The organism is Thermotoga neapolitana DSM 4359, assembly GCF_000018945.1.
Lineage (GTDB): Bacteria > Thermotogota > Thermotogae > Thermotogales > Thermotogaceae > Thermotoga > Thermotoga neapolitana.
This window is the reverse complement of the sequence record NC_011978.1, coordinates 1,255,842-1,273,837: the sequence shown is the minus strand read 5'-3', so window position 1 is coordinate 1,273,837 and position 17,996 is coordinate 1,255,842. Positions and strand designations below refer to the sequence as shown.

The following is a 17,996-nucleotide window of genomic DNA, read 5'->3' as shown; positions in this document are numbered from 1 at the left end:
CCTCCATCATCCTATTTTTCCTGTCAGATACTCTTCGGTGAGTTTGCTCTTCGGTCTTTCTACAATTTCCCTCGTGGGGCCGTACTCTACGAGTTCGCCCCGGTACATGAAGGCTATGTAATCGGCGATCCTTATGGCCTGTCCTATGTTGTGGGTGACGATCACGATCGTGTAGTTCTCAGAGAGTTCTTCCAGAAGCTTTTCGATCCTTTGAGTCGCAATCGGATCGAGGGCCGATGTTGGTTCGTCGAGGAGGATCACCTCGGGTTCCACTGCAAGTGCCCTCGCTATACAGAGCCTTTGCTGCTGGCCACCAGAAAGTTTCGTTCCGGGTTTGTTCAACTCCGATTTTACTTCATCCCAGAGGGCAGCCTTCTTCAAAGATTCTTCAACGATTCTGTCGAGTACGTGCTTGCTTTTTGTCCCATGGATCCTCGGACCGAACGCCACGTTGTCGTAGATCGACATCGGAAAGGGAGTGGGTTTCTGAAAGACCATTCCCACCTTTTTTCTGTACTCCGTCACATCGAGTTTCGGATCGTATATGTCCTGCCCTTTAAAGTATATCTTCCCTTCCACCCTGAAACCGGGTATATGATCGTTCATTCTGTTTATACTCCTGAGGAGCGTGGTCTTTCCACACCCGGATGGTCCTATTATGGCGGTTATCTGATTTTTGAAGATCTTCATCGTCACGTTTTTGACGGCCACTTTATCACCGTAGTAAGCGCTGAAGTTTTCGATCTCAATTATTGGTTCCATTCTCTCTCCTCCTCAGAAAGAAAGCTGCACCGTATATCAGAGCAACTATTATCATCAGAAAGGCTGCTGTTCCCTTTGCCATCCACTGAGCGGACTCACCGTACGCTGCCGTGATGTAGTAGATGTGGGTTGGAAGAGTCATGACAGGTGAGAAGAGTCCCTTTGGAAGTTCTGTTGAGTAGAACACCGCACCCGTGAGCAGAACGGGAGCGGTTTCTCCCAGGGCTCTCCCACCTCCAACGAGAACGGCCGTGATGATACCTCTCCTCGCCGCTGGAAGGAGTACTTTGAAGATGACCTCCTCTTTCTTTGCCCCGAGGGCCAGTGCGGCTTCCCTTATCTCAACGGGTATGGCCTTGAGGGTTTCCTTCGTTGAAGATGCGATGACAGGAAGTGTCATGAGTGAAAGAGTCAGTGCAGCGGCGATCATGGACGTTCCAAACTGAAGGGCCACACAGAAGAACGCCAGTCCAAAAAGTCCGTAAACCACCGAGGGAATTCCGCTCAGGGCCGTCAGAGAGATATCTATCCACCTTGCAACAACGTTTTCTCCGTATTCGGAAAGGAACACCCCTGTGAAGATACCAAGAGGAATCGAGATCAGGAAAGTCAGAGCCATGAGATAGAAACTTCCGAGGATGGCAGGAAAGATGCCTCCCTCTGTCATACCGCTTCTTGGATAGTCCAGGAAGAAGGAGGGAGAGAAATACTTCGCTCCTCCTGCAACAATGGAAACGAAAAGAAACAAAACAACGGCAAAGACCACGTAACTAACTACACGAAACACGTAAGAGATGATCAGGTCCTTCTTCATCCTGTCTGCCTCCTCGATATGTATCTGGAAAGTCCCGTCAGAACAAGAGAGAGTACAAGAAGGATGAAACCTGCCGCAAAGAGCACATGATAATGCATACTTCCGACGGCAACCTCACCGATTTCGCTAGCGATCGCTGCTGTCAGGGGTTTTACGGGATCGAAGAGCGAACGTGGAATTATGGCGGCCCCTCCTCCCACCATGAGGACTATCATGGTCTCACCAACCACTCTGTTCACGGTGAGAACGAAGGCGTTGAGAATCCCGGGAAGGGCAGCCCTTGTGGTCACCCTTAAAGTTGTTGTGAAACGGGTGGCACCGAGAGCGAGCGCACTTTCCTCGAGGGCTATGTCAACAGAGTCGAGCGCTTCCAGTGAGAGTGAAACCGTGTAGGGAAGTGCTGTGAGAACAAGACCGATGGAGGCCAGAAGGAAATTCTCTGTGGACCAGATGTCGAAGTGTAGCAGAATGGGTGCGATGTAGAACAGAACAAAAAGCCCTATGATCACAGAAGGAGTTCCAGCAAGGAACTCCACCGTGGTCCTTACAAGGCTTTTTTCGAGATCTCTGGCGTACGTGTGGAGAAAGAACGCTACCAGATAACCGAGGGGAAGAAGAATGGCAGAAGAGAATGCCGTCAAAAGAAGCGTTCCCGCGATCATGGCGAGCATTCCGTACTCCGGTGGATCTGCCGTTGGGTACCAGTAGACACTCGTGAAAAGCTCGCCCCCGACTTTCACGAGGGCGGGCCAGGCCTCCTTCACAAGAAAGAACACAAGAAGAAAAAGAGCGAGGATACCAATGATGGAAAAGACGAATATCACAGATTTTCTGAAGAAATTCGCTACCTCTCTGTTCAGAGTGAATCCCTCCTTACCAACCGTAAGCAGCCACGTAACCGGCTTTTTCTAACAGTTCCTGTCCTTTCTTCGAGAATGCGAACATGATGTACTCGAAGACAAGACTTCCCATTTCAGGAAAGCCGTTCGTCGCATCGACGAACATGAAGAGCGGTCTTGCTAGCGGATACTTCCCCTTCAGGATGTTTTCCTTCGTCGGGTAGATGCCGTTCACCTTCAGAACTTTCACGTCGTCAGTGACGTATCCAACACCGACGTAGGCGATGGCGTAAGGATTTCGTGCCACGTTTTCTATCTCGATTTGGGTGCTCTCGACCATTCTCACGTAGGGTGCCATCCTCGCACCACCGAGGACCTTGTTTTCAAAGGTTTCGTAGGTTCCAGAGGCGGTGTTTCTCGAGTAAACGACGATCCTTTTTCTTGGAAGATTCGGGTTCACCTGAGACCAGTACTGGATCTCACCGGTGTAGATCTTCTTCAACGTCTCTATGGAGATGTCGTCGATTCCAAGTTTTTTGTTCACGACGATGGCTATCCCGTCGAATCCAACGAGGAACGGTATGAAGTACTTTCCTTCTTTGTTCATTCGTTCGATCTCTTCAGGTTTGAGCCATCTGCTGGAGTTGGCGATGTCTGCGGTTCCGTTGAAGAGGGCGGCTATCCCCGTGGAAGATCCTGCACCTTCGAGCGTCACCTGAACATCGGGATGAACCTTCTTGAACTCCTCGATCCACAGCTGTGCGATGGGAAAGACCGTGTTGGAGCCCTTGATGACGAGCGTTTTTGCTACAAGGAAAACCGATACCATCGCAAAGAGCAAAACAAAGAGCCTCTTCATAAAGGACACCTCCTCAGAATGGGTTTCACCATTTTGTAGTTTCCAGACTTTCTTTATGCCATTATCCGTTGTTTGTTAAGAAATGTTAAGTTCCAGAGAGCGTTCTGTGGTAGAACGTTTTTTGGCGAAAATCGTTCTATATCGAAACGATTTTTGGAATATTTTGAATAATAGTTCTATCACAGAACGAAATATGATAAAATTCGTTCCGAAGGAGGGAGGAACATGTACGATCAGATCATAGAGAGATTGGAGATTCAAATGAACAGAATGATCAGTTACTTACCTGAGAAGAGAAGATTGTTTTTTCAGGATCTGGAGGAGAGGTTTACGCCCAGGGCGATTCTTCTCTATGGTCCACGCGGCACAGGAAAAACCACGTTTCTTCTGTCCATGGCAAAAAAGAACGGTTTCCTCTACGTCTCAGGTGATGATTTATCACTGCTGAACGTTTCCTTCCACGAACTTGCACAGGAGATTTTAAAGAATTACCCGGGAATTGTGATCGACGAAGTCCATTTCCTGAAAAACTGGAGTGTTATCCTCAAGGTCCTGTACGATACCTTCCCGGGCAAAACGATATGGGTGAGCGACAGCAGTTCTATAGTGATGAAAAAGGGAACCTCAGATCTTTCAAGAAGATTCGTCCTGATGAAGCTTCCCCTCATGTCCTTCAGAGAGTTCATTCATTTTGAGACCGGAAAAGTTCTGGAGAAATTGAACTCCCCATTCGTACCGCTCTCGGATTATGCAGCCAGTTTAATGAAACAGGTCGATGTGATGAGTTTATTCAGGGATTATCGTGAGAAAGGAACAAGACCCTTTTACAGGGAGGGGAACTTCAGGGAGAGAATGATGAACATTTTGGACAAAACCATATACTACGATATACCGCACCTCATCGGTACCGTAACTGAGAATCACATCGGGGTCATGAAGGCAATCGTTGGGCATCTTCTCTATTCCAGAATCCCCACAATAAACATCGAGTCCATGAGCAGAGAATGGGGTGTGGGAAAGCAGAAACTGTACCAACTCCTTCATGTGATGGAGGAGATAGAACTTGTGAACATCGTCCGGAAAGAGAGAGCAGAAAAACCGTTTTCGAAAGGCTCGAAGATATTCCTGGCAGATCCCTCCATGTACCACGTCTTCGAAGGAGAAACGGGAAATTTCAGAGAAGCGTTCGTTGTTTTCGCCCTGAAAGAGAAAGGGAAAATATACGCTTCGAAAAACGAAGAAGAGGCCGATTTCATTTTCGAGGGGATGAAACTCGAGGTTGGAGGAAAAAGGAAAAAGAGAAAATCCAGTGATTTCGTGATCAGAGACGACATCGATCTTCCCGTCAGAAATTCCATTCCCATGTGGGTGCTTGGAATGTTGTGGTGATTCTCAAAAGGTGGTATAATATAAACAGAAAGTGAGAAAAATCACAAACCTCCTGAGGTGGAGGGAAAAATCCTGACACCGGGGGAGGGGATAGATGGAAGTATACCCCCTCTCCCGGTGAGCGGAGAGGGGGATTTCGTTTTGGAGAAGAGATTCTACATACTCACTATCGTCGTGGAAGACAGAGAAAGAGCCTACCGACATGTGAACGAACTTCTTCACAACTTCTCTGAAGACATACTCCTCAGGGTTGGATACCCCGTCAAAGAGGAGAACATGGCGATCATATTCCTCGTTTTGAAGACAGACAACGACACGATGGGGGCCCTCTCCGGAAAACTCGGCCAGATTCCCGGGGTCCGTGTGAAGACGGTCCCACTGAAGAGGTGATGTGCATGTACGTGTTCACAAGAGAGCGTGTGGAGAGCAAATCCTTCATACCAGAAGAAAAGATCTTCGAACTTCTAGAAAAGACAAAAAATCCCGATCCTGCAAGAGTCAGGGAGATCATCCAGAAATCACTGGATAAGAACAGACTAGAGCCAGAAGAGACCGCAACACTTTTGAACGTGGAAGATCCTCAACTTCTTCAGGAGATATTCGAGGCGGCCCGCACTCTGAAGGAGAGAATATACGGAAACAGGATCGTTCTCTTTGCACCGCTCTACATAGGAAACGACTGCGTCAACGACTGTGTCTACTGCGGTTTCAGAGTCTCCAACAAAGTGGTGGAAAGAAAAACGCTCACGGAAGAACAGTTGAAAGAAGAAGTCAAAGCCCTCGTCTCCCAGGGCCACAAAAGGCTCATAGTGGTCTACGGAGAGCATCCAAAGTACTCTCCGGAGTTCATCGCAAGAACGATCGACATCGTGTACAACACGAAGTACGGCAACGGTGAGATCAGAAGGGTGAACGTCAACGCTGCACCCCAGACGATAGAGGGCTACAGGATCATAAAGTCCGTGGGAATCGGTACTTTCCAGATCTTTCAGGAAACGTACCACAAAAAGACGTACCTGAAACTCCATCCCAGGGGTCCCAAATCGAACTACAACTGGAGACTTTACGGTCTGGACAGAGCGATGATGGCCGGTATCGACGACGTAGGAATAGGCGCCCTCTTTGGCCTTTACGACTGGAAATTCGAGGTGATGGGACTTCTCTACCACACGATCCACCTCGAGGAGAGGTTCGGAGTGGGACCACACACCATCTCCTTCCCAAGGATAAAACCTGCCATAAACACCCCATATTCACAGAGGCCGGAACACATCGTGAGCGATGAGGACTTCAAAAAACTCGTTGCCATCATACGACTTTCTGTTCCATACACAGGAATGATCCTCACGGCAAGAGAGCCCGCAAAACTCAGGGATGAGGTCATAAAACTCGGTGTCTCACAGATAGACGCCGGCTCAAGAATAGGGATCGGAGCGTACTCTCACAGAGAAGACGACGAGGACAGGAAAAGGCAGTTCACACTCGAAGATCCAAGACCTCTCGACCAGGTGATGAGAAGTCTTCTGAAAGAAGGTTTTGTCCCATCCTTCTGCACCGCATGTTACAGGGCAGGAAGAACGGGAGAACACTTCATGGAGTTTGCAATCCCCGGTTTTGTGAAGAACTTCTGTACACCGAACGCTCTCTTCACGCTCCAGGAGTACCTCTGTGACTACGCAACGGAGGAAACAAGAAGAATAGGAGAAGAGGTCATAGAAAAAGAACTCCAGAAGATGAATCCAAAGATAAGAGAGAGAGTGAAAGAAGGCCTTGAAAGAATAAAGCGCGGTGAGAGGGATGTCAGATTTTAAAAAGATCCTCGAGGAGATTGCAGAGAAATACGACTGCAAGATCTGGATATCCGAGCGAATCGGAAGAAGATGGTCATTCTATAAAGACCTGAAAGCGGGGAGGGAAAAGTTTCTCCCCGCCCAGATCCTCCTTGAAAACGGAAGGTTCGGTGTCTTCGCAGAAGACTTCCCCGAGGACAGAAAGGACGAAGTGATTCCTCTTCTGAAGAAGATTCTGGAAGAACTGGAGTGATGAAGCCGTGACAGGACATGAAATTCTGGAAAGACTCGAAAGAAGAGAGTTCACAAGAGAAGTTTTAAAGGAGGCACTCTCCAGAAATGACAAGGAGTTCAACGATGCGCTCTTCAAACTCGCCGATGAGGTGAGAAAGAAATACGTCGGAGACGAGGTTCACATCAGGGCGATCATAGAGTTTTCCAACGTGTGCAGAAAGAACTGTCTCTACTGCGGCCTGAGAAGAGACAACAAGAATTTGAAGAGATACCGAATGACACCGGAAGAGATCATCGAGAGAGCAAAACTTGCCGTTCAGTTCGGAGCAAAAACGATCGTTCTTCAATCCGGAGAAGACCCCTACTACATGCCGGATGTGATCTCAGACATAGTGAGAGAGATAAAGAAGATGGGAGTTGCTGTCACGCTGAGTCTTGGAGAGTGGCCAAGAGAATTTTACGAAAAGTGGAAGGAGGCAGGAGCAGACAGGTACCTTCTGAGGCACGAAACGGCAAACCCCGTTCTTCACAAAAAACTGAGACCGGACACATCCTTCGAAAACAGAGTGAGGTGCCTTCTCACCCTGAAGGAACTCGGCTATGAAACGGGAGCCGGATCGATGGTGGGCCTTCCGGGACAGACGATAGATGACCTTGTGGATGACCTTCTGTTTCTGAAGAAATACGATTTCGACATGGTGGGAATAGGCCCCTTCATCCCTCACCCGGATACACCACTTGCGAATGAAAAGAAGGGAGATTTCATCCTCACACTGAAGATGGTGGCACTCACAAGAATCCTTCTTCCAGACTCCAACATCCCGGCAACTACCGCCATGGGAACGATCGTTCCAGGTGGTAGAGAGATCACGCTCAGGTGTGGAGCAAACGTCATCATGCCCAACTGGACCCCTTCACCGTACAGACAGCTCTACCAGCTCTACCCCGGAAAGATCTGTGTCTTCGAAAAGGACACCGCGTGCATCCCCTGTGTTATGAAGATGATAGAACACCTTGGAAGAAGACCGGGAAGAGACTGGGGCAGTAGAAAAAGGGTCTTTGAAACGGTCTGAACATGAGTTAAAATATGGTTCGGTACACAATCTCAACAGGAGGCTTTCTCATGAACATAGACGACATCCTGTTCTCGTACGGGGAAGAAGATGTCCCTTTCAAAGCGCTGTCTTTTCCCATCTTCGAGACCACGAATTTTTATTTTGACAGTTTCGACGAGATGTCGAAGGCCCTCAGAAACGGAGACTACGAGTACGTATACAACAGGGGAAGCAATCCAACGACGAGGCTGGTTGAGAGGAAACTTGCCACTCTGGAAAGGTGTGAGGATGCCCGCCTTGTCTCCTCTGGAATGAGTGCCATCTCCCTTTCCATCCTTCATTTTTTGAACTCGGAAGACCACGTGGTTTGTGTGGACGAGGCGTACTCCTGGGCAAAGAGGTTCTTCAATTACCTTTCCAGGAAGTTCGGCATCCAGGTAACCTTCGTTCCCCCGGATGCAGACAGAGTTCTTGAGGCGATCACGAAAAAGACAAAACTCATCTACCTTGAAAGCCCCACGAGCATGAGAATGAGGGTCATCGACATCAGAAAGGTCACGAAAGTAGCAAAAGAACTTGGAATAAAAACCATAATAGACAACACGTGGGCTTCTCCCATTTTCCAGAACCCGAAGATCCTCGGAGTGGACGTGGTGGTTCACTCTGCAACGAAGTACATCTCAGGCCATGGCGACGTGATGGCGGGTGTGATCGCAGGAGACAAAGAGGACATGATCGGAATTTTCCAGGAGGAGTTCAAAAACATCGGGCCTGTTCTTTCCCCAATAGAGTCGTGGCTCATTCTGAGAGGACTCAGAACACTGGAGATCCGAATGAAAAAGCACTACGAGAACGCTCTCGTGGTGTCTGACTTTCTCATGGATCATCCGAAAATTCTTGAAGTGAACTATCCGATGAATCCAAGATCACTCCAGTACGAACTTGCCTCGTCACAGATGAGCGGTGGGTCTGGTCTGATGAGTTTTCGACTGAAAACAGAGAGTGTGGAGAAGGTGAAGGAGTTCGTCGAGAGTTTGAAGGTCTTCAGGATGGCGGTGAGCTGGGGAAGTCATGAAAACCTCGTTGTTCCAAGAGTAGCGTACGGTGACTGTCCTAAGGAGGACGTGAACCTCATCAGGATACATGTTGGCATCGGAAATCCTGAGAAACTCGTGGAAGACCTCGATCGGGCACTCAAAAAAATATGAAGCCCCCGGACGGGGGCTTCTTTTCATTTCAGGAGTTTCAGGTTTCCGAACTTTGAAGGATCTCTCCAGCTGTTGTTCGTTGGATCACTCCAGGAGATGATACCAACCCTCTGACCTTTCTCGTTCGCATCGTTCACCTGCACGTTGAAGCCTATCACCGTGTTCGGACTCGGCTTGATCGTCTTCCACTTGATGGCTGCCTCTACTATGTAGCCTCCTTCGATCAACTTCACCGCCGTCTTGAACCTCGCCGCACTCGCTCCCGTCCCAAACGACTGCTCGTTCATGTAGTTCACCCTAAACTGCGCATCATCGTCTTCGTAGTAGCCTGTCTTGTGGTTGTTCTCGTCTATGAAGATCTCCACCGAATCCTGCTCCCAAGGATTGCTGTTGTCTTTGTTCAAAACCGGATCCTTCACTATCGCAAGAACGTACAGATTCTCCTCGTCCCACAGCACCCTCACCTTCGCCGTTGCGTTCTTCTCCAGTGATCCCATCGCAACCGATTTCGTCTCTATCTCCTCCGTCGTGTTCCAGATATCGTCGATCTCTCCATCGATGACCGGTGTTCCGTATTTCGCCGTCGCCACCATCACTCCCTCAAGTTTCAGCGTTCCGTAGTTCATCGTGTTCGTCTTCTGGCTGTTCGTCGTGTCGCTCCAGCTGTACCATTTCCCGTCGTCTATCACCGCTACATCGAACCCTATGTAACTGTCTTTCTTGAACTCCACACCAGGTATCGTGATCGACATCTCAAAACTGTACCTCCTGAATCCAGGCCCAACGAATTTCTTCACCTCTACGTCTTCCCTGTTGACCTCACTCTTCCAGTTCGTCCACAGCACAACGTAGGTGTCATCCGGCTGCAGGTATGGTGTTCTTTCGTTGTTCGGGTTGATGAAGATCGCTACTCCATCTTCCGCTGGCTTCTTCGTCGCGTCCTGAACCTCTCCGTATACGTAGATCGTGCTGTCTTTCCATATCGCCCTGATCGTTGCCTTCACGTTCCCTTCTTCATCGTAGATCTCTATCGGCTTCGACATCATGTAGGAATCGTCCATCATTCCCACCACCACTGCTTCTCCTTCGGAGATCTTGCTCTCTTTTGGAAGGGGTGGAAGTACTTCGGGAGCCACAATCGCCCAGTAAGCGAGTTTTGCCTGATAATCTTTGTCAAAGATCAGTGGCCAGTCGTTTCTTCTTGTTGCCCTCCAGGAGTAGTCGTCTTTGAGACCCCAGAACGTGACGTTCGTGATCACGTTGCTGTACTTCTTGAAGATCTTGAAAAGTTGTGCCATCTTGTGGGCCTGCTCGATGAGAGCTGTCCTTGGTGCTTCTGAGTAGTTGGAAGTGGAATCTCTGTAGACGCTTATATCGAGTTCGGTTATGTGAATTTCTATACCGGGGATAGTGCTGAACTTTTTGATGGCCTCTTCGATCTGCCTGATGTCCGTTGCAAGACTGATGTGACACTGCATGCCTATTCCATCGATGAGTCCTTTCTCCTTGAGACTCTTCACAAGGTTGTAGATGATGTCTCTCTTTTTGGGTTCGAAGGTGTTGTAGTCGTTGTAGAAGAGTTTCGCATTGGGATCTGCTTCCCTTGCAAACCTGAACGCAAGTTCTATGTAGTCAGGCCCCATGATCTGATACCACGTCGATCTTCTCAGCCCATCCGGCTGGTTCGGATCGACCGCTTCGTTCACAACGTCCCATGCGTAGACCTTCCCCTTGAAGTGTCCAACAACGGTGTGTATGTATTCTCTGAGCCTTTCTGTCATCTCTTCTTTGCTCAGAAGGTTTCCATTTTCGTCTTTGAAGAACCACTCGGGTGTCTGATTGTGCCATACCAGTGTGTGGCCCCTCACGGAGATCCCGTTCTTAAGCGCTGTGTCAACGAACAGATCAGCGAGTGAAAAGTCAAACTTCAGCCTGCCATTTTCAACACCGGCGAGCAGATTCACCGGTTTCATGTTGTTCCTCTCCGTGACACTGTTGAAGTGCTTTTTGAGAAACTCAAGGTCAAAGGGAGTGAGGATGGATTTTTCGGAGATCCCGGCACCGATTTTGAATTGATCCTTGAAGATCTCTTTCAGGGAAGGTACATCCTCTTCGAACGATACAAGCGGTTTGTCGTAGATCTTCACATCGTCGACGTAGAAGTCTGTGTTCGAGCCATCCGTGTAGACGTAAAGAACAAGTTGATCCACGTCTATTCCTTCTGGGAGTCCAAAGATACCAAACAGCTTCACCCACTTTCCTGACGGAACCGTTCTCCCGTACAGCCAGATAGGATGCTTCGTTGTGATTTCGTTCTCGAACTTTCGTGTCATCCTCATGAGGATACCGACAGGGCTTCCAGAATCCTGATACACCCACATCTCAAAGGTGTAGGTCTTTCCTGGTTTTACGATGCTTTTCAGATCGAACTGTGTTCCCTCCCAGCTGGCAGACCTTTCAGAGATGAAAAGGGCGTTTCTACCGGTGTGAGAAACCCTGGAAGTGACCTGAAGTTTTGCATTTCCCCGGGGTATCCAGCCTTCGGCTGTTTCACTCTCGAAGGAGCAGTGAAGAACCGGCGGAGGTTCCTGAACTTCATCCGGACTGGAGAGTTGAAGTTCATCGATGTAGAACGGAAAGTTCGTTCTTTCAGGTGAGGCAACGATCAACGAGAATTTTTCTGCTCTCTGAGGTGACGTGAAGATCAGTTCCATCTTCTTCCAGACATCCGGTGTGACGACTTTATCGAGGAGTATCTCGTACCTTTCTCCACTTTCATCCACAACTCTGGAAAGAACGCTGAAGAGTTGAGGTGTGTTCGACGTCTGGTACACATAAAAGAAAACCCTGTACTCTTTCCCCGGTGAAACCTTTCCAGTGAGGTCAAACTCCACTCCATCCCAGAGTGAAGTTCTGCCATCCACTTTCAGGGAGTAAACTCCTCTGAAGGAAACGTCCTGTGAGAGTGTAACAACTGCCCTTCCAAAGGGTGAAACCCCTTCTTCCTCCCTTTCAAAGTTCATGATTTCACCTCCAGTGACAAGAGCGCTCACAAGAACAAGGAAAAGACACAATCTCAGAAGAGACCTCATGGAAACACCCCCCCTCTTGTTATTTTCAGAAAGGAAAAAACTTCTTTGAAAGATATTGTATCATATATGGAAATCAATTTTCAAATTTTAAAAAACACCAGACAGGGGTGATCTATAAAAAACCAGAAGCCCCCGGACGGGGGCTTTCTCTCTTTCAGGCGGGAGTGTTACCACCAGAAGGCCTGGACATAAGCGGTTATTCCAATTTCAGTGTCATTCGTCACAGTTGCACTCCCAGTACCTCCAGCAAATACGTCTTTCAAACTGTTGTAGACCAGGTTGGCTATGTTTGAATCATTTGTGTCGTAATCAACGGTGATCACTATGCGGCTGTTAGCAGCGTCGGCGTTAAAGTCTGTGCCATTTGCAAACAGATCTCTTTCTGCCTGGCCAACAAATCCCATGGAAACTGCATTGTCAACGTCCAAATCGGCAACATCATCTGATGCCGGTAATGTTGCTGTGATCCACTGCTGAAGACCTGTTACGTAGTTTCTAAGCTGCACGGCCAATCTTGTAGCCCTTGCTTTCCTCATCGCACCCGTTGCCGTTGGGATCAACACTGCCATCAGGGCTGCGATGATTGCCATAACGATCGGAAGTTCAATCAACGTGAAACCCGCTCTCTTTCTCATAAAATCCACCTCCCGGGTTAAAAATCGTTAAATATAGATTTTCACATTTTGCATTATACACCTTGACATGGTAGAATGTCAAGATTTTAATGTTGAAATATCACCCGCTAAGAACAGAAGAAAATTGTTAAATTCGCCTCAAAGACAAACCGGTACATTTCTTGTTACAGATTATAACATACTTCTGCTATAATCCACGAGAGGAGGTGATCGATTTGGACTTCAGAAAACTCACAATAGAAGAGTGTCTGAAACTTTCCGAAGAAGAAAGGGAGAAACTCCCACAACTTTCCCTGGAAACCATCAAAAGACTCGATCCACACGTGAAGGCGTTCATCTCCGTAAGAGAGAATGTTTCCGTTGAGAAGAAGGGAAAATTCTGGGGAATTCCAGTTGCGATCAAGGACAACATTCTCACACTGGGCATGAGAACGACCTGTGCCTCCAGGATACTCGAAAACTACGAATCCGTTTTCGATGCCACAGTGGTGAAGAAGATGAAGGAAGCAGGCTTTGTCGTGGTTGGGAAGGCAAACCTCGATGAGTTTGCGATGGGCTCGAGCACCGAAAGATCCGCGTTCTTTCCCACGAGAAACCCTTGGGATCTCGAGCGAGTTCCCGGTGGCAGCAGTGGAGGATCTGCCGCTGCGGTCGCTTCGGGAATGGTCGTTGCGGCGCTCGGAAGCGACACAGGAGGTTCTGTGAGACAGCCCGCCTCGCTCTGCGGGGTGGTCGGGTACAAACCCACCTACGGACTCGTCTCTAGGTACGGCCTTGTGGCATTTGCAAGCTCTCTCGACCAGATAGGTCCCATCACGAAGACGGTGAAAGATGCGGCGATACTTATGGAAATCATCTCCGGAAAAGACGAGAACGACGCCACAACGATGGATAGGAAAGTTGATTTCCTTTCGGAGATCGAAAACGGCGTCGCAGGTATGAGATTCGCCGTTCCGCAGGAGATTTACGAGCACAAGATAGAAGACGGTGTGGCAGAGAGATTCGAAGAGTCCCTCAAACTCCTCGAGAAACTCGGTGCGAAGGTGGAAAAGGTCAGCATCCCGCACATGAAATATTCCGTCGCCGTCTATTACGTCATCGCTCCCGCTGAAGCGAGTTCCAACCTCGCCAGGTTCGACGGTGTCAAGTACGGCCTCAGGGTAAAAGAGAAAGGACTCAGAGAGATGTACATGAAGACCAGAAACGTCGGGTTCGGTGAAGAAGTTAGAAGAAGGATCATGATCGGAACATTCACCCTCAGCGCTGCCTACTACGAAGCCTATTTCAACAAGGCCATGAAAGTGAGAAGAAAGATCTCCGATGAACTCAACGAGGTGCTCTCGCAGTACGACGCGATCCTCACCCCCACTTCCCCAGTGACGGCTTTCAAGATCGGAGAGATAAAGGATCCTCTCACCTACTACCTCATGGACATCTTCACGATACCCGCAAACCTCGCGGGACTTCCCGCGATCAGTGTGCCGTTTGGATTCTCAAACAACCTCCCCGTTGGTGTTCAGGTAATTGGCAGAAGGTTCGCGGACGGGAAAGTTTTCAGAATAGCGAGAGCCATAGAGAAGAACTCCCCCTACAACGAAAACGGCATGTTCCCGCTCCCGGAGGTGAAAGCATGAGATACAGACCCGTCATAGGTCTTGAGATACACGTTCAACTTTCAACGAAGACCAAAGCGTTCTGCTCTTGCCCAGCGGATGTCTTCGAGCTTCCCCCGAACACGGCGATCTGTCCCGTCTGCACCGGCCAGCCGGGAGCCCTTCCTGTTCCCAACGAAGAGATGATCAGGTTTGCCGTGAAGACCGCCCTCGCATTGAACTGCAAGATTCACAAGTACTCCAGATTCGACAGAAAGAACTACTTCTATCCTGACCTTCCCAAGGGGTACCAGATCAGTCAGTACTTCTACCCGATCGCAACCGAGGGTTTCCTGGAGATAGACGGAGACGAAGGAAGGAAAAAAGTCAGAATCAGAAGACTCCACCTCGAGGAAGACGCTGGGAAACTCGTTCACGAAGGGGACTCCATCACCCGCGCAAGCTACTCTCTGGTCGATATGAACAGATGCGGTGTTCCCCTAATTGAGATCGTTACAGAGCCCGATATTTCTTCCCCAAGAGAGGCTCGTGTTTTCATGGAGAAGTTGAGATCCATCGTGAGGTACCTCGGCGTGAGCACAGGAGACATGGAAAAGGGAGCGCTCAGATGCGACGCGAACATCTCCGTCGTTGACACAGAAACGGGAAGACAGAGCAACAGAGTGGAAGTGAAGAACATGAACTCCTTCAGGTTCGTCGAGAAGGCTTTAGAGTACGAGTTCGAGCGAATCGTGAAGGCGATGGAGAGAGGAGAAGACGTGGAAAGAGAGACGAGAGGCTGGGACATGACCACGAAGACCACCGTTTCCATGAGAGGAAAAGAAGAAGAAAGCGACTACAGGTACTTCCCGGAACCGGACATACCGCCCGTTGTTCTCTCTGACGAGTATCTCGAAGAGGTGAAAAAGGAACTCCCAGAACTTCCAGACGAGAAGGCGAAGCGCTTCATGAGAGAGTACGATCTTCCGGAGTACGACGCAAAGGTGCTCACCTCGAGTAAAGAACTCGCCGAGTTCTTCGAAGAGTGTGTGAAGGTGGTGAACAGGCCGAAGGATCTCAGCAACTGGATCATGACGGAAGTTTTGAGAGAACTCAACGAAAGAAACATCGAAATCACAGAGTCAAAACTGACCCCTCAGCACTTCGCTGATCTCTTCAAATTGATGGACGAAGGAAAGATCTCCATAAAGATCGCAAAGGAAATATTCCCGGAGGTCTTCGAAACGGGGAAGATGCCCTCTCAGATCGTGGAAGAAAGGGGCCTTGTTCAGATAAACGATGAAAAGCTCATAGAAGAACTCGTCAAAAAGGCGATGGAACAGAATCCAAAGGCAGTCGAGGACTACAAAGCGGGCAAGAAGAAAGCGGCTGGCTTCTTCGTTGGCTTTGTGATGAGGGAGACAAAGGGAAAGGCAAATCCAGAACTCACAAACAAAATCGTTCAGAAACTCCTGGAAGGGGAGTGATATCTTGAGAAAATATCTTCTTCTTTTCCTTTTAACCGTGGGGGGAGTTTTACTTTCTGCCTCCTTCATGTGGACTTCCAGTGGGTACCATGTCAGATTCGGAGATACGCTCTTTTTCGAGGCTTTCAAGGATGGATGGGGCATTGGAGCGTCTGTAACAAAGAGTGAGGCAAACTTTCAGAAACTCGGCTTTTTGAAGGTGAAAACCTCGGAGGCGGTACTGAAGGTAGGCATCTCTTTCGGAAACACCTGGAACGTCTCTTTCTTCATCGACCAGAGGGATCTTGTTCCATTTCCCGGAAGTCTCCACTACGAATTCTTCCTGGGAAGATTCGGAGGATACGCCCTTCTTGAACAGAACTACAACATGAAACTCGGTGGTTACAGGCTCTCTCTCGACAACTTCTCGTACATGTCCGAGGACACCGTCATGTTCTGCAGTGGACACCTCTCCATGGGAAGCACCTCCTTTGCCTACAGGGCTCTGAACAACACCTTTCTCTTCGGTGTGTCGGATCCAGACAACGTGGTCTTCATGGGAGTGGGTGGTCTCAACTGGAAACTGTCCGGTGGAGCGGGTTTCAACCTCAGGCCCATCAACGGAGTCGACCTGAAACTCCTCGTTGCGGCCTCCAGAGATGAGGTTGCCCTCGGTTTCATGGGCCGTGTCAGAAAAGGAACCACCGATCTAACCTTCGTCTTCAACACGGGCAGGTTCTACTTCAGCGTGAAATTTTAAGAAAAAACCTCATATTTCTTCATAAACGGGGATAATCCTGGATATCCCCGTTTTTTCATCTGAAACGGCACTTGTAATTTTTTGTAAACTTGACTATAATTCTGGTCAGGGAGTGATGAAATGGATCTGAGCAGGGTTTCTTTTTACAGTCTTGCGGACGCGAAAGCGCGGTTCTCCCAGGTTGTCGAAGAAGCGAAAACGAAAGACGTGGTCGTGACAAAGAACGGTGTGCCCGCGGTTGCTGTCATTGACTACGAGAAATACAGAAAACTCATGGAATTCATGGATGAGATCCTTGATACTTATCTGCTGGACATCGGGAACGTGGAGAAGTATCTCGAGCTCAAAAAGTATTTTGAATTCAACGATTCACAGGAGGTGTGAGAATGGCTCAGGTTGTCCTTGAAAACGTCACCAAGGTCTACGAAAACAAAGTCGTCGCTGTGAAAAACGCGAATCTCGTCGTCGAAGACAAGGAGTTCGTGGTTCTCCTTGGACCATCCGGTTGTGGAAAAACGACCACTCTGAGGATGATAGCTGGACTGGAGGAGATCACAGATGGAAAGATCTACATCGACGGCAAAGTTGTGAACGACGTCGAACCAAAAGACAGGGACATCGCCATGGTGTTCCAGAACTACGCTCTGTATCCGCACATGACCGTCTACGAGAACATGGCCTTCGGTTTGAAACTGAGAAAATACCCCAAGGATGAAATTGACAGAAGGGTCAGAGAAGCCGCAAAGATACTCGGAATTGAGAACCTGCTCGACAGAAAACCAAGACAGCTTTCCGGTGGTCAAAGGCAAAGGGTTGCCGTTGGAAGAGCGATCGTGAGAAACCCGAAGGTTTTCCTCTTCGACGAGCCTCTTTCCAACCTCGACGCAAAGCTCAGGGTTCAGATGAGAAGTGAGCTCAAAAAACTCCACCACAGGCTTCAGGCAACGATCATCTACGTGACACACGACCAGGTGGAAGCGATGACGATGGCAGACAAGATAGTTGTCATGAAAGACGGAGAGATCCAGCAGATCGGCACCCCCCATGAGATATACAACAACCCCGCGAACGTCTTCGTTGCCGGCTTCATCGGAAGTCCTCCGATGAACTTCATCAACGCAAGGGTTGTGAGAGGAGAAGGTGGTCTCTGGATACAGGCGTCCGGCTTCAAGGTGAAGGTGCCGAAGGAGTTCGAAGATAAACTCGCAAACTACATAGACAAAGAGATCATTTTCGGTATCAGGCCTGAAGACATCTACGACAAACTGTTTGCGATTGCCCCAACCCCGGAGAACACGGTAACGGGAATCGTCGATGTGGTCGAGCCTCTTGGAAGCGAAACGATCCTTCATGTGAGGGTGGGGGATGACATCATCACGGCATCCGTCAACCCGAGGACACAGGCAAAAGAGGAACAGAAGATCGATCTTGTGTTCGACATGACGCGAATGCATGCCTTCGATAAAGAAACGGAGAAGGCTATCATCTGAGGGGGCCGGCC

General features: G+C 49.0%; 17 protein-coding genes. 11 read left to right on the top strand and 6 right to left on the bottom strand.

Going from position 1 to position 17,996, the window contains the following annotated elements; all coding sequences use genetic code 11:
- Window positions 1-6 precede the first annotated feature (6 nt).
- The 4 genes from pstB to CTN_RS06550 are packed head-to-tail and all read right to left on the bottom strand — an operon-like array spanning window position 7 to window position 3,274.
- Entirely contained in the window at window positions 7-762 is a 756-nt protein-coding gene (gene pstB / locus CTN_RS06565; protein ID WP_012311192.1) for a phosphate ABC transporter ATP-binding protein PstB, read from the bottom strand.
- The gene (pstA, locus tag CTN_RS06560) at window positions 746-1,576 is read right to left on the bottom strand and encodes a phosphate ABC transporter permease PstA (protein ID WP_012311191.1); all 831 of its coding nucleotides are present in this window, start codon (window positions 1,574-1,576) and stop codon (window positions 746-748) included. Before pstA ends, pstB begins: the two co-directional genes overlap by 17 nt.
- The gene (locus tag CTN_RS06555) at window positions 1,573-2,400 is read right to left on the bottom strand and encodes a PstC family ABC transporter permease (protein ID WP_012311190.1); all 828 of its coding nucleotides are present in this window, start codon (window positions 2,398-2,400) and stop codon (window positions 1,573-1,575) included. Before CTN_RS06555 ends, pstA begins: the two co-directional genes overlap by 4 nt.
- Before the next feature lie 49 nt (window positions 2,401-2,449).
- Window positions 2,450-3,274, bottom strand: coding sequence for a phosphate ABC transporter substrate-binding protein PstS (locus CTN_RS06550; RefSeq protein ID WP_041437741.1), 825 nt, complete (start codon window positions 3,272-3,274; stop codon window positions 2,450-2,452).
- Window positions 3,275-3,499: 225 nt separating this feature from the next.
- On the opposite strand from CTN_RS06550, the gene CTN_RS06545 reads away from it, so the two are divergent.
- The 6 genes from CTN_RS06545 to aar all read left to right on the top strand — a co-directional run bounded on the left by CTN_RS06545 (window position 3,500) and on the right by aar (window position 8,950).
- The gene (locus CTN_RS06545) at window positions 3,500-4,663 is read left to right on the top strand and encodes an ATP-binding protein (RefSeq protein WP_012311188.1); all 1,164 of its coding nucleotides are present in this window, start codon (window positions 3,500-3,502) and stop codon (window positions 4,661-4,663) included.
- 141 nt (window positions 4,664-4,804) lie between these two features.
- Window positions 4,805-5,053: a TM1266 family iron-only hydrogenase system putative regulator gene (locus CTN_RS06540; protein ID WP_038034365.1), complete on the top strand. Its 249-nt coding sequence runs from the start codon at window positions 4,805-4,807 to the stop codon at window positions 5,051-5,053.
- 5 nt (window positions 5,054-5,058) lie between these two features.
- Complete coding sequence (gene hydG / locus CTN_RS06535) at window positions 5,059-6,474, top strand: [FeFe] hydrogenase H-cluster radical SAM maturase HydG (RefSeq protein ID WP_038067757.1); 1,416 nt, start codon at window positions 5,059-5,061, stop codon at window positions 6,472-6,474.
- Window positions 6,461-6,706 (top strand): hypothetical protein, encoded by a 246-nt coding sequence (locus tag CTN_RS06530; RefSeq protein ID WP_012311185.1) that lies wholly within the window; start codon window positions 6,461-6,463, stop codon window positions 6,704-6,706. Before hydG ends, CTN_RS06530 begins: the two co-directional genes overlap by 14 nt.
- A 7-nt stretch (window positions 6,707-6,713) precedes the next feature.
- Complete coding sequence (gene hydE / locus CTN_RS06525; protein WP_038067754.1) at window positions 6,714-7,760, top strand: [FeFe] hydrogenase H-cluster radical SAM maturase HydE; 1,047 nt, start codon at window positions 6,714-6,716, stop codon at window positions 7,758-7,760.
- A gap of 50 nt (window positions 7,761-7,810) precedes the next feature.
- Window positions 7,811-8,950, top strand: a complete 1,140-nt coding sequence (gene aar, locus CTN_RS06520) for a bifunctional L-alanine/L-glutamate racemase (protein ID WP_038067751.1) — start codon at window positions 7,811-7,813, stop codon at window positions 8,948-8,950.
- Between the two features lie 23 nt (window positions 8,951-8,973).
- Here the strand turns inward: aar and CTN_RS06515 are convergent, their stop codons facing one another.
- Together CTN_RS06515 and CTN_RS06510 are read right to left on the bottom strand one after the other, a co-directional pair.
- On the bottom strand, window positions 8,974-12,042 hold the full coding sequence (locus CTN_RS06515; RefSeq protein ID WP_015919776.1) for an endo-1,4-beta-xylanase: 3,069 nt from the start codon (window positions 12,040-12,042) through the stop codon (window positions 8,974-8,976).
- A gap of 167 nt (window positions 12,043-12,209) precedes the next feature.
- Window positions 12,210-12,677 carry a type II secretion system protein gene (locus tag CTN_RS06510; protein ID WP_041437736.1) on the bottom strand — a complete coding sequence of 156 codons (468 nt, stop codon included), beginning with the start codon at window positions 12,675-12,677 and terminating at the stop codon, window positions 12,210-12,212.
- Window positions 12,678-12,892: 215 nt separating this feature from the next.
- Here CTN_RS06510 and gatA point away from each other — a divergent pair, with 215 nt between their 5' ends.
- The 5 genes from gatA (at window position 12,893) to CTN_RS06485 (ending at window position 17,985) form a co-directional block, all read left to right on the top strand.
- Complete coding sequence (gatA, locus tag CTN_RS06505; RefSeq protein WP_038067733.1) at window positions 12,893-14,311, top strand: Asp-tRNA(Asn)/Glu-tRNA(Gln) amidotransferase subunit GatA; 1,419 nt, start codon at window positions 12,893-12,895, stop codon at window positions 14,309-14,311.
- Entirely contained in the window at window positions 14,308-15,756 is a 1,449-nt protein-coding gene (gene gatB, locus CTN_RS06500) for an Asp-tRNA(Asn)/Glu-tRNA(Gln) amidotransferase subunit GatB (RefSeq protein WP_015919773.1), read from the top strand. Before gatA ends, gatB begins: the two co-directional genes overlap by 4 nt.
- A 4-nt stretch (window positions 15,757-15,760) precedes the next feature.
- Window positions 15,761-16,495 carry a hypothetical protein gene (locus tag CTN_RS06495; RefSeq protein ID WP_015919772.1) on the top strand — a complete coding sequence of 245 codons (735 nt, stop codon included), beginning with the start codon at window positions 15,761-15,763 and terminating at the stop codon, window positions 16,493-16,495.
- 120 nt (window positions 16,496-16,615) lie between these two features.
- On the top strand, window positions 16,616-16,879 hold the full coding sequence (locus tag CTN_RS06490) for a type II toxin-antitoxin system Phd/YefM family antitoxin (protein WP_011943931.1): 264 nt from the start codon (window positions 16,616-16,618) through the stop codon (window positions 16,877-16,879).
- A gap of 2 nt (window positions 16,880-16,881) precedes the next feature.
- On the top strand, window positions 16,882-17,985 hold the full coding sequence (locus CTN_RS06485) for an ABC transporter ATP-binding protein (RefSeq protein ID WP_038067730.1): 1,104 nt from the start codon (window positions 16,882-16,884) through the stop codon (window positions 17,983-17,985).
- Window positions 17,986-17,996: the final 11 nt, after the last annotated feature.

What these genes read in the sequence shown, in the direction of transcription:
- pstB (WP_012311192.1), bottom strand. Translation starts at nt 762, where the DNA reads ATGGAACCAATAATTGAGATCGAAAACTTCAGCGCTTACTACGGTGAT.
- pstA (WP_012311191.1), bottom strand. Translation starts at nt 1,576, where the DNA reads ATGAAGAAGGACCTGATCATCTCTTACGTGTTTCGTGTAGTTAGTTAC.
- CTN_RS06550 (WP_041437741.1), bottom strand. Translation starts at nt 3,274, where the DNA reads ATGAAGAGGCTCTTTGTTTTGCTCTTTGCGATGGTATCGGTTTTCCTT.
- CTN_RS06545 (WP_012311188.1), top strand. Translation starts at nt 3,500, where the DNA reads ATGTACGATCAGATCATAGAGAGATTGGAGATTCAAATGAACAGAATG.
- hydG (WP_038067757.1), top strand. Translation starts at nt 5,059, where the DNA reads ATGTACGTGTTCACAAGAGAGCGTGTGGAGAGCAAATCCTTCATACCA.
- CTN_RS06530 (WP_012311185.1), top strand. Translation starts at nt 6,461, where the DNA reads ATGTCAGATTTTAAAAAGATCCTCGAGGAGATTGCAGAGAAATACGAC.
- aar (WP_038067751.1), top strand. Translation starts at nt 7,811, where the DNA reads ATGAACATAGACGACATCCTGTTCTCGTACGGGGAAGAAGATGTCCCT.
- CTN_RS06515 (WP_015919776.1), bottom strand. Translation starts at nt 12,042, where the DNA reads ATGAGGTCTCTTCTGAGATTGTGTCTTTTCCTTGTTCTTGTGAGCGCT.
- CTN_RS06510 (WP_041437736.1), bottom strand. Translation starts at nt 12,677, where the DNA reads ATGAGAAAGAGAGCGGGTTTCACGTTGATTGAACTTCCGATCGTTATG.
- gatB (WP_015919773.1), top strand. Translation starts at nt 14,308, where the DNA reads ATGAGATACAGACCCGTCATAGGTCTTGAGATACACGTTCAACTTTCA.
- CTN_RS06490 (WP_011943931.1), top strand. Translation starts at nt 16,616, where the DNA reads ATGGATCTGAGCAGGGTTTCTTTTTACAGTCTTGCGGACGCGAAAGCG.
- CTN_RS06485 (WP_038067730.1), top strand. Translation starts at nt 16,882, where the DNA reads ATGGCTCAGGTTGTCCTTGAAAACGTCACCAAGGTCTACGAAAACAAA.